This window comes from Citrobacter sp. wls757, assembly GCF_005280935.1.
GTDB classification, from domain to species: Bacteria; Pseudomonadota; Gammaproteobacteria; order Enterobacterales; family Enterobacteriaceae; genus Citrobacter; species Citrobacter portucalensis.
Genome location: NZ_SZWU01000014.1, coordinates 87,551 through 98,700, shown reverse-complemented (window position 1 = coordinate 98,700; position 11,150 = coordinate 87,551). Strand labels below are relative to the sequence as shown.

At 53.9% G+C, this 11,150-nt stretch carries 10 protein-coding genes; 7 read left to right on the top strand and 3 right to left on the bottom strand.

Annotated elements, in window-relative coordinates:
• Positions 1-59 precede the first annotated feature (59 nt).
• Both pyrE and rph read right to left on the bottom strand, forming a co-directional pair.
• A complete protein-coding gene (gene pyrE / locus FDW94_RS01855; RefSeq protein ID WP_137377042.1) occupies positions 60-701 on the bottom strand; it encodes an orotate phosphoribosyltransferase in 642 nt (213 codons plus the stop codon).
• 65 nt (positions 702-766) lie between these two features.
• Positions 767-1,483: a ribonuclease PH gene (gene rph / locus FDW94_RS01850; RefSeq protein WP_003024054.1), complete on the bottom strand. Its 717-nt coding sequence runs from the start codon at positions 1,481-1,483 to the stop codon at positions 767-769.
• 125 nt (positions 1,484-1,608) lie between these two features.
• Between rph and FDW94_RS01845 the strand changes: the two genes are divergently transcribed.
• Positions 1,609-2,472 (top strand): YicC/YloC family endoribonuclease, encoded by an 864-nt coding sequence (locus tag FDW94_RS01845; RefSeq protein ID WP_137377041.1) that lies wholly within the window; start codon positions 1,609-1,611, stop codon positions 2,470-2,472.
• A 258-nt stretch (positions 2,473-2,730) separates the two neighbouring features.
• Positions 2,731-3,348, top strand: coding sequence for a trimeric intracellular cation channel family protein (locus FDW94_RS01840; protein WP_003024049.1), 618 nt, complete (start codon positions 2,731-2,733; stop codon positions 3,346-3,348).
• Here FDW94_RS01840 and ligB read toward each other — a convergent pair.
• A complete protein-coding gene (gene ligB, locus FDW94_RS01835) occupies positions 3,345-5,024 on the bottom strand; it encodes an NAD-dependent DNA ligase LigB (RefSeq protein ID WP_137377040.1) in 1,680 nt (559 codons plus the stop codon). The two genes, FDW94_RS01840 and ligB, sit on opposite strands and share 4 nt — an antisense overlap.
• Positions 5,025-5,285: 261 nt before the next feature.
• Here ligB and gmk point away from each other — a divergent pair, with 261 nt between their 5' ends.
• The 5 genes from gmk to recG all read left to right on the top strand — a co-directional run.
• Positions 5,286-5,909: a guanylate kinase gene (gene gmk, locus FDW94_RS01830; protein WP_003024042.1), complete on the top strand. Its 624-nt coding sequence runs from the start codon at positions 5,286-5,288 to the stop codon at positions 5,907-5,909.
• A 54-nt stretch (positions 5,910-5,963) separates the two neighbouring features.
• On the top strand, positions 5,964-6,239 hold the full coding sequence (gene rpoZ / locus FDW94_RS01825; protein WP_000135058.1) for a DNA-directed RNA polymerase subunit omega: 276 nt from the start codon (positions 5,964-5,966) through the stop codon (positions 6,237-6,239).
• Between the two features lie 18 nt (positions 6,240-6,257).
• Entirely contained in the window at positions 6,258-8,372 is a 2,115-nt protein-coding gene (gene spoT, locus FDW94_RS01820) for a bifunctional GTP diphosphokinase/guanosine-3',5'-bis pyrophosphate 3'-pyrophosphohydrolase (protein ID WP_137377039.1), read from the top strand.
• Positions 8,373-8,376: 4 nt separating this feature from the next.
• Positions 8,377-9,066 carry a tRNA (guanosine(18)-2'-O)-methyltransferase TrmH gene (trmH, locus tag FDW94_RS01815; protein WP_032945382.1) on the top strand — a complete coding sequence of 230 codons (690 nt, stop codon included), beginning with the start codon at positions 8,377-8,379 and terminating at the stop codon, positions 9,064-9,066.
• Between the two features lie 5 nt (positions 9,067-9,071).
• Positions 9,072-11,150 (top strand): ATP-dependent DNA helicase RecG (recG, locus tag FDW94_RS01810; RefSeq protein WP_137377046.1); only part of this gene is annotated, 2,079 nt, incomplete at its 3' end.

Here is an 11,150-nt window from a genome sequence, read left to right as displayed (position 1 = left end):
GTCTTGTCCGGCCTACGGGGTTACGTAGGCCGGACAAGCGCAGCGCCATCCGGCAGTTCTTAAACTCCGTACGCTTCGCGATAGGTCCGTACTGCCACCAGATGCTCCGCCATCTCTGGTTTCTCTTCCAGATACGCAATCAGATCTTTCAGGGTAATGATAGAAATCACCTTGCAGCCATAATCGCGTTCCACTTCCTGAATCGCGGAAATCTCGCCGCGACCGCGTTCCTGACGATCGAGAGAAATCAGTACCCCCGCCAGAGTGGCGCCATTCGCCTGGATAATCTCCATCGACTCACGAATCGCCGTACCTGCGGTGATAACATCATCCACCAGCATCACGCGTCCCTCTAGTGCGCTACCGACCAGATTCCCGCCTTCACCGTGGGTCTTCGCCTCTTTACGGTTAAAGCAGTACGGCAAATCTTTATCGTGGTGTTCCGCCAGCGCAACGGCCGTTGTGGTCGCAATCGGAATACCTTTGTAGGCAGGGCCAAACAGCAAATCGAACTCAATACCGGAATCCACCAGCGCTTCGGCATAAAAACGGCCTAACAGTGCCAGGTCGCGCCCGGTATTAAACAGCCCGGCGTTGAAGAAATAGGGGCTTTTGCGCCCGGATTTCAGCGTAAATTCGCCAAACTTTAGTACCTGCTTGCTAAGCGCAAACTCAATAAACTGGCGCTGATACGGTTTCATGGATTCGCTCCTCATCTCACTTTATTACAGACAAAAAAAAGGCGACTCATCAGTCGCCTTTAAAATCAATTTTCTAACGCCGCCTTCTGCGTCGCTACAATGGATTCGATTCCCCCTCGGGCCAATGCCAGTAGGGTGAGAAGTTCTTCATGGCTGAACGGTTCGCCTTCCGCCGTACCCTGAACCTCTATAATGCGACCGTCCTCAGTCATCACTACGTTCATGTCGGTTTCAGCAGCAGAGTCTTCAACATACTCAAGGTCACAGAGTGCTTCACCGTTCACAATGCCCACGGAAACCGCGGCGACCATCCCTTTCATCGGGTTAGTTTTCAGCTTACCGCTCGCCACCAGCTTGTTCAGCGCATCAGCCAACGCAACGCATGCGCCGGTAATTGATGCGGTGCGCGTACCGCCATCGGCCTGAATAACATCGCAGTCCAGCGTAATTGTGAATTCGCCGAGCGTTTTCAGGTCAACAGCTGCGCGCAGCGCGCGGGCGATCAGACGCTGGATTTCCATGGTACGACCGCCCTGCTTACCTTTTGCCGCTTCACGGGCGTTACGGGTGTGCGTAGCGCGTGGCAGCATGCCATATTCTGCGGTGATCCAGCCCTGGCCCTGACCTTTCAGAAAACGCGGTACGCCTTCATCAATAGAGGCGGTACACAGCACTTTGGTATCACCAAATTCGACCAGCACGGAGCCTTCAGCGTGTTTTGTATAATTACGGGTCAGGGTGACGGGACGCACCTGATTGGCACTACGACCTGCTGGACGCATGATAAAATCTCCGGCTTGAAACGAATGTGGCTGCGCATTATACGGACTTCCGACTGTTATTCCTATCCTGACAAGACGCGGATGGCTATAATCCTCCCATCTCATCTTTAAAAACAGGAACGTCTATGATCCGCAGCATGACCGCCTACGCCCGGCGTGAAATCAAGGGTGAATGGGGTAGCGCCACCTGGGAAATGCGCTCGGTAAACCAGCGTTATCTGGAAACTTATTTTCGCCTGCCGGAGCAGTTCCGTAGCCTCGAACCCGTTGTTCGCGAACGTATTCGCACGCGTCTGACGCGCGGTAAAGTCGAATGTACGCTGCGTTTTGAGCCTGATGCCAGCGCGCAAGGCGAGCTGATTCTGAATGAAAAACTCGCTAAACAGCTCGTTAGCTCTGCTAACTGGGTCAAAATGCAGAGCGATGAAGGTGAAATCAACCCGGTTGATATCCTGCGCTGGCCAGGCGTAATGGCTGCCCAGGAGCAGGATCTGGACGCCATTGCCGCCGAAATCCTCGCCGCGCTTGACGGTACGCTGGATGACTTCATCGTTGCGCGTGAAACCGAAGGTCAGGCGCTGAAGGCGCTGATCGAGCAGCGTCTGGAAGGCGTCAGTGCTGAAGTCACAAAAGTGCGTGCACATATGCCAGAAATCCTGCAATGGCAGCGCGAGCGTCTGGTAGCCAAACTGGAAGACGCCCAGGTGCAACTGGAAAATAACCGCCTTGAGCAAGAGCTGGTGCTGATGGCGCAGCGTATCGATGTGGCAGAAGAATTAGATCGTCTGGAAGCCCACGTCAAAGAAACCTACAACATTCTGAAGAAAAAAGAGGCGGTTGGCCGTCGTCTGGACTTCATGATGCAGGAATTCAACCGTGAGTCGAACACTCTGGCATCGAAGTCTATCAATGCCGAAGTGACGAATTCCGCGATTGAACTGAAGGTACTGATCGAGCAAATGCGCGAGCAAATTCAGAACATCGAGTAAGCAACCATTCTACGTAGCCCGTCAATAAATGGCGAGGCTACGTATTTTTCCCGACGCTTTGATACTCCCTTGTTCAATTCGAATTATATTTTCTCATCATTCTTTATTGAAGCTCATAATACAAAGCGCATATCACCACGCATTTTCAGCAAATTCGCATTAGCTGTAGTTATCAAAATCACTTCACCTTAGAAAATCTCAATCGTGACAAGGCGCACAAATCGTTAACCTTAGCCCCCAGCAAATCAGGGGGAATACATGCTGTTACACGTTTTATATTTAATTGGTATTACTGCCGAAGCCATGACCGGTGCGCTTGCTGCTGGGCGTCGTCGTATGGATACATTTGGCGTCATTATCATTGCCACCGCGACGGCCATTGGCGGCGGATCGGTACGCGATATTCTTCTCGGCCACTATCCGCTTGGCTGGGTAAAGCACCCTGAATACGTCATTATCGTAGCGACCGCTGCGGTACTCACCACCATTATTGCTCCCGTCATGCCCTATCTGCGCAAAATATTCCTCGTACTGGATGCGCTAGGCCTGGTGGTCTTTTCTATTATCGGTGCTCAGGTGGCACTGGATATGGGTCATGGACCGATTATCGCCGTGGTCGCTGCGGTCACGACCGGCGTCTTCGGTGGCGTATTACGCGACATGTTCTGCAAACGAATCCCGTTAGTGTTCCAGAAAGAGCTGTATGCTGGCGTATCATTCGCCGCTGCTGTGTTGTACATCGTGCTACAGCATTATGTCTCCAGTCATGATGTAGTGGTTATCTCTACTCTGCTCTTCGGCTTTACCGCCCGATTACTGGCGCTGCGCCTGAAGTTAGGTCTGCCAGTATTTTACTATCGTCACGAAGGCCATTAACGCATAAAACCCGCGATCCGCTGAGCAGCTAACCAGTTGCTCAGCGCTGTGACCTCTCGATCCTCCAGCCATTGAATAACCTGCCGTGCCCGCCGTTCCCCCATGGAAGGGAGCTGCCGCCAGCTTTGTTCATCGCGTTCTTTTAATTGCTGCCACGAACCATCCCGGCTGGCATTTAGCGTTGCCTGTGTTAACGGTATTCCCATGGCAATCACCCAGCGCGTGAACGGGAGATCGCGCGACAGGTTGAACTGATGCCACAGCTTCTCCCCTTTGATTACACCAAGTGCAGACTCTAACTGTTCCTGAGTTAACCCAAGCCAGGAAAAGATATGTTCAAAGCGATACACCTGGTTGAGCTCTCGCCATCCCGCCTCGCCGATCCCCTCCAGCCCCAGCACCTCTTTGCCGCCCAGCCAGACCAGTCTGGCAACAAACTGTTCCTGGCACTCCGCTGTAGCATAAAAACAGGTTAATGAATTGAAGCGCCCCTCGGGGGGTATTGGCTTAGTACGCTGAGTGCTGCGCCAGACCACCTCGTCTATACGGGGTATCCCTTGTCCGGCCAGGCTCACCAGAATCTGATCGCCAGGCGCGATATCCCATTCATTCCAGCGTCGGACGGAGCCAATATTGACGCGCTGTACGCGTTTATCATCCAACATGACGGGAGTCAGCAATGCAACCACCGCAATTTTCCCGCTTTTACCAACGGAGAACTGAATACCCGTAACCTCAGATACCCTCGTCACGGGAGGATATTTCCACGCCGCCAGCCAGTCACCCTGCCCGGGTAGCCAATACTTTGCCCGTGGCTCTTTTGCCGTTCGCACCACGACACCATCTGTCACAAAAGGTAATGCTGAACTCCACCACCTGGCGCGCAACTTTTCGACGTCATCCGCATTCTTCACGGCGTGAGTATAACGTTGCGTGTAACTGAACCCGGCAGCCGTGAGCTGCTCCAGTCTTTCAGGCATGACCGCCGGACCATCAGGCCAGGCCCAGATAAAAATTGCCAGCGAGCGTAACATTTCCGGATTGCCCTGGCGCATCATTAATCCAGCAACCTTCGAGCGGGCGTTCATTCCCCCTCTCTGCTTCTGAATATGCCCCTCTTGCTGCAAAAATATCTCACCCTGCAACGTACTGTTAGCGAGTTTCCCCTTGGTGGAATGTGGTACGGAAGGGATCTGCAGAACCTTTTGCGTCCAGTCTTCGCCTTTCAGGCCATTACCACGGCTAATCGCCCGTACCAGATTGCCATTGCGATAGACTAACGTCACCGCCACGCCATCCACCTTCGGTTGCACCCAGAGATCGCTGCGAGCGAGCATCCATTGCTGTAGCGCTTGCTTATCAGCAAGTTTTCGAACGCCCGTGTGGGGAACTGGATGCGAGACGGTGCCACTTATTGGGGGCACAGACAGATCTGGTGGGACTTCATCGCCAAAACAGCGCTGCCATTGAATTAGTTGCGCATTGAGCTGGTCATAAACGCCGTCGTCTACGGCACTTTCCCCTTGTTTCCAGTAACTGTCATTCCACTGTGTAATCTGCTGCTGTAGTCGTGAAATTTCCTCGTTTGCCCTGGCAGGCGACCAGACGGGGCATACCGCCCACGCAGGTAAATGCCACACCAGTAAAACCAGCCCTATGCATTTCCATAATCCCATGCTATCTCCGCTGAACGATACGTTTCCCGGCAGGTATAGCGCGAAGTGAAATAGAAACAGAGCGGCAAAAATTCATCCTGCGAACAGCTTTCCGGACATTTGCATGTATTGCTGCAAATCACCGATAAAACAGGAAACTGGTACGCAAAACGCAATAAACATGCGCAAAAAGTGTGACAAGGGCTACGTCACATAGCGGCTACGTGTATAATAAGCCCGTATGTAGGCTCTCTTTCGACAATCACATACATTAAGATACTCATGGCTCAAGGCACGCTTTATATTGTTTCTGCCCCCAGTGGCGCGGGTAAATCCAGCCTGATTCAGGCTTTATTAAAGACCCAACCGTTGTATGACACCCAGGTTTCTGTTTCGCACACCACGCGCGCACCGCGCCCGGGGGAAGTGCACGGTGAACACTATTTCTTTGTGAACCATGATGAATTCAGAACCATGATTGGCAGAGACGCGTTCCTGGAACACGCGGAGGTTTTCGGTAATTACTACGGCACCTCGCGTGAAACCATTGAGCAAGTATTAGCATCCGGCGTAGACGTCTTTTTAGATATCGACTGGCAAGGTGCGCAGCAAATTCGTGAAAAAATGCCGCATGCGCGCAGTATTTTTATTTTGCCACCGTCTAAGATTGAGCTGGACCGCCGCCTGCGGGGCCGCGGTCAGGATAGCGAAGACGTGATCGCGAAACGTATGGCGCAAGCTGTTGCAGAAATGAGCCATTACGCCGAATATGATTATCTTATTGTGAATGATGATTTCGACACCGCCCTGGGCGATTTGAAAACCATCATTCGCGCCGAACGTCTGCGCATGAGCCGCCAAAAGCAGCGTCATGACGCTTTAATCAGCAAACTGTTGGCAGACTGAACCCACATTCAGTATCATGCCCAGTCATTTCTTCACCTGTGGAGCATTTTAAGTATGGCACGCGTAACTGTTCAGGACGCTGTAGAGAAAATTGGTAACCGTTTTGACCTGGTACTGGTCGCCGCGCGTCGCGCTCGTCAGATGCAGGTAGGCGGAAAGGATCCGCTCGTACCGGAAGAAAACGATAAAACTACCGTTATCGCGCTGCGCGAAATCGAAGAAGGTCTGATCAACAACCAGATCCTCGACGTGCGTGAGCGCCAGGAACAGCAAGAGCAGGAAGCCGCTGAATTACAAGCCGTTACCGCTATTGCTGAAGGTCGTCGTTAATCACAAAGCGGGTCGCCCTTGTATCTGTTTGAAAGCCTGAATCAACTGATTCAAAACTACCTGCCGGAAGACCAGATTAAGCGTCTTCGGCAGGCGTATCTCGTTGCACGTGACACTCACGAGGGCCAGACACGTTCAAGCGGTGAACCCTATATCACGCACCCGGTAGCGGTAGCCTGCATTCTGGCCGAGATGAAACTCGACTACGAAACGCTGATGGCTGCGCTGCTGCATGACGTGATTGAAGATACCCCAGCCACCTATCAGGATATGGAACAGCTTTTTGGTAAAAGCGTTGCAGAGCTGGTAGAAGGGGTATCGAAACTTGATAAGCTTAAGTTTCGCGATAAGAAAGAGGCGCAAGCTGAAAACTTTCGCAAGATGATTATGGCGATGGTGCAGGATATCCGCGTCATTCTCATCAAACTTGCCGACCGCACCCACAACATGCGCACGCTGGGCTCATTACGCCCGGACAAACGTCGCCGCATCGCCCGTGAAACCCTCGAAATCTATAGTCCGCTGGCACACCGTTTAGGTATTCATCACATTAAAACCGAGCTGGAAGAGCTGGGTTTTGAAGCGCTGTACCCAAACCGCTATCGCGTGATTAAAGAAGTGGTTAAAGCCGCTCGCGGCAACCGCAAAGAGATGATCCAAAAAATCCTCTCGGAAATCGAAGGGCGTTTGCAGGAGGCAGGTATTCCGTGTCGCGTAAGCGGGCGTGAGAAGCACCTGTACTCTATTTACTGCAAAATGGTGCTCAAAGAGCAGCGTTTTCACTCCATCATGGATATCTACGCATTTCGCGTCATCGTTCATGATTCCGATACCTGCTATCGCGTACTCGGCCAGATGCACAGCCTGTACAAACCACGCCCTGGTCGCGTGAAAGACTATATCGCCATTCCGAAAGCGAACGGATATCAGTCTTTGCACACCTCAATGATCGGCCCTCATGGCGTCCCGGTTGAAGTACAGATTCGTACTGAAGACATGGACCAGATGGCAGAGATGGGTGTCGCAGCGCACTGGGCTTACAAAGAGCACGGCGGCGAAAGCAGCACCACTGCGCAAATCCGCGCTCAGCGCTGGATGCAAAGCTTGCTGGAACTGCAGCAGAGCGCCGGTAGCTCGTTTGAATTTATTGAAAGCGTCAAATCTGATCTCTTCCCGGATGAGATTTATGTTTTCACACCGGAAGGGCGCATTGTCGAACTGCCCGCTGGTGCAACGCCTGTCGACTTCGCCTACGCTGTGCATACCGATATCGGTCACGCCTGCGTCGGCGCGCGCGTCGACAGACAGCCTTACCCGCTTTCACAACCGCTCTTTAGCGGCCAGACCGTTGAGATTATCACCGCGCCGGGCGCACGTCCGAATGCCGCGTGGCTAAACTTCGTCGTCAGTTCGAAAGCGCGCGCCAAGATTCGCCAACTGTTGAAAAACCTCAAGCGCGATGATTCCGTCAGTCTGGGTCGTCGACTGCTCAACCATGCCCTGGGCGGTAGCCGTAAATTGGCTGAGATCCCCCCAGAGAGCATCCAGCGTGAGCTTGAGCGTATGAAGCTCGCCACGCTTGACGATCTGCTCGCAGAAATCGGTCTGGGTAACGCCATGAGCGTGGTGGTAGCGAAAAACCTCCAGCAGGGCGAAGCAACAGCGAACGTACCAGCACAATCTGGCCATGGTCATCTGCCGATCAAAGGCGCTGACGGCGTGCTGATCACCTTCGCGAAATGCTGTCGTCCAATTCCAGGCGATCCAATCATTGCTCACGTCAGTCCGGGTAAAGGTCTGGTGATCCACCATGAGTCCTGCCGTAATATTCGTGGCTACCAGAAAGAGCCAGAGAAGTTTATGGCGGTGGAATGGGATAAAGAGACGGAGCAGGAATTCATCACCGAGATTAAGGTGGATATGTTTAACCACCAGGGTGCTCTGGCGAACCTGACGGCGGCAATCAACACGACCACCTCCAATATTCAAAGTCTGAATACGGAAGAGAAAGATGGCCGCGTTTATAGCGCCTTTATTCGCCTGACCGCTCGCGATCGTGTGCACCTGGCGAATATCATGCGCAAAATCCGCGTCATGCCGGACGTGATAAAAGTCACCCGTAACCGAAACTAGTCTTATGAATGAACAGCGCTATGCACGTATCCGCGAGATGCTCGCACGTCGTCAGCCCGATCTGACCGTCTGCATGGAGCAGGTTCACAAACCTCATAACGTTTCTGCGATTATTCGTACTGCAGATGCGGTTGGCGTGCATGAAGTCCACGCCGTCTGGCCGGGTAGCCGTATGCGCACCATGGCCTCTTCTGCCGCAGGCAGCAACAGTTGGGTGCAGGTGAAAACTCACCTTACCATTGGCGATGCGGTCACACATTTAAAAAGCCGGGGCATGCAGGTCCTGGCAACCCATCTGTCAGATAAAGCCGTGGATTTTCGCGAGATTGATTACACGCGCCCCACCTGCATCCTGATGGGCCAGGAGAAAACCGGCATCACTCAGGAAGCGTTGGATCTGGCTGATCAGGACATCATCATTCCCATGACTGGCATGGTGCAGTCACTGAACGTTTCTGTCGCCTCCGCGCTGATTCTGTACGAAGCACAGCGCCAGCGGCAAAACGCGGGGATGTACCGACGAGAAAACAGCATGCTGCCACAAGAAGAGCAGCAGCGCTTACTGTTTGAAGGCGGTTATCCGGTGCTGGCGAATGTCGCTAAGCGCAAAGGTCTTCCCTACCCTCACGTAAACACGCAGGGCGAAATTGAAGCCGATGCAACGTGGTGGGCCACTATGCAATCTGCGAGATAAACGCGATGAAAGGCCGTTTACTGGATGCCATCCCACTCAACTCTCTGACCGGCGTTGGCGCAGCGCAAAGCAGTAAACTGGCGAAAATTGGCCTGCACACCGTGCAGGACCTCCTGCTCCACCTCCCTCTGCGTTACGAAGACCGTACCCATCTGTACCCAATTGGCGAACTGCTGCCGGGTGTCTATGCCACCGTTGAAGGCGAAGTGCTGAACTGCAATATTACCTTCGGCGGCCGCCGGATGATGACCTGTCAAATCAGCGATGGCTCGGGGATTCTCACCATGCGCTTTTTCAACTTCAGCGCAGCGATGAAAAACAGCCTTGCTACCGGGCGTAGGGTACTGGCCTACGGCGAAGCCAAACGCGGGAAATACGGCGCAGAGATGATTCACCCGGAATACCGCGTACAAGGCGATCTCAGCACGCCAGAATTGCAGGAAACACTCACACCAGTATATCCAACCACCGAAGGTGTGAAGCAGGCCACGCTGCGCAAGCTGACCGATCAGGCACTGGATCTGCTCGATACCTGCGCCATTGCCGAACTGCTGCCGCCAGAGCTGTTACAGGGCATGATGAGCCTACCCGAAGCACTGCGCACATTGCACCGCCCCCCACCTTCGCTGCAACTCAGCGATCTGGAAACCGGACAACATCCGGCGCAGCGACGTCTGATTCTCGAAGAACTGCTGGCACATAATCTCAGCATGCTGGCACTACGCGCCGGGGCACAGCGTTTTCACGCCCAGCCGTTAAGTGCTAACAACGCGCTAAAAGATAAGCTGCTGGCTGCATTGCCGTTCAAACCTACTGGCGCACAGGCCCGTGTTACCGCTGAGATTGAACGCGATATGGCACTGGATGTGCCGATGATGCGCCTGGTGCAGGGTGATGTCGGCTCCGGTAAAACGCTGGTTGCCGCGCTGGCCGCGCTGCGGGCTATCGCACATGGTAAGCAGGTTGCGCTAATGGCTCCTACCGAACTATTGGCTGAACAACATGCAAGTAACTTCCGCAACTGGTTCGCGCCACTGGGCGTTGAAGTGGGCTGGCTGGCGGGCAAGCAGAAAGGTAAAGCGCGTCTGGCGCAACAGGAAGCTATCGCCAGCGGTCAGGTGCAGATGATTGTCGGCACGCACGCGATTTTCCAGGAACAGGTGCAGTTCAGCGGGCTGGCGCTGGTTATCATCGACGAACAGCACCGCTTCGGCGTTCATCAGCGCCTGGCGCTGTGGGAAAAAGGTCAGCAGCAGGGTTTCCATCCACACCAGCTAATCATGACCGCCACGCCGATTCCACGTACCCTGGCGATGACGGCCTATGCTGACCTCGACACGTCGGTCATTGACGAACTCCCTCCGGGGCGTACGCCGGTCACTACGGTCGCCATTCCGGATACCCGCCGCAGCGATATCATTGATCGCGTGCGCAACGCCTGTACCCACGAAGGACGTCAAGCATACTGGGTCTGTACGCTGATTGAAGAGTCTGACTTGTTGGAAGCTCAGGCGGCAGAAGCGACGTGGGAAGAGCTTAAACTGGCGCTGCCAGAACTCAATATTGGCCTGGTACATGGGCGCATGAAGCCCGCCGAGAAGCAGTCAGTAATGGCGGCCTTTAAGCAGGGTGAACTGCATCTGCTGGTTGCCACCACGGTGATTGAAGTGGGCGTGGACGTGCCAAACGCCAGCCTGATGATTATTGAAAACCCGGAACGCTTAGGTCTGGCCCAGTTGCACCAGTTGCGTGGTCGCGTAGGCCGTGGCGCGGTGGCTTCCCACTGCGTTCTGCTCTACAAATCACCGCTGTCTAAAACCGCGCAGAAACGCCTGCAGGTTCTGCGAGACAGCAACGACGGGTTCGTAATTGCGCAAAAAGATTTAGAGATTCGCGGCCCCGGCGAGCTGTTAGGTACTCGCCAGACCGGAACGGCAGAATTCAAGGTCGCAGATTTACTGCGCGATCAGGCGATTATCCCGGAAGTTCAGCGCATTGCCCGCCATATTCACGAACGTTATCCGCAACAGGCCGTGGCACTGATAGAGCGCTGGATGCCGGAAACCGAACGCTACTCCAACGCG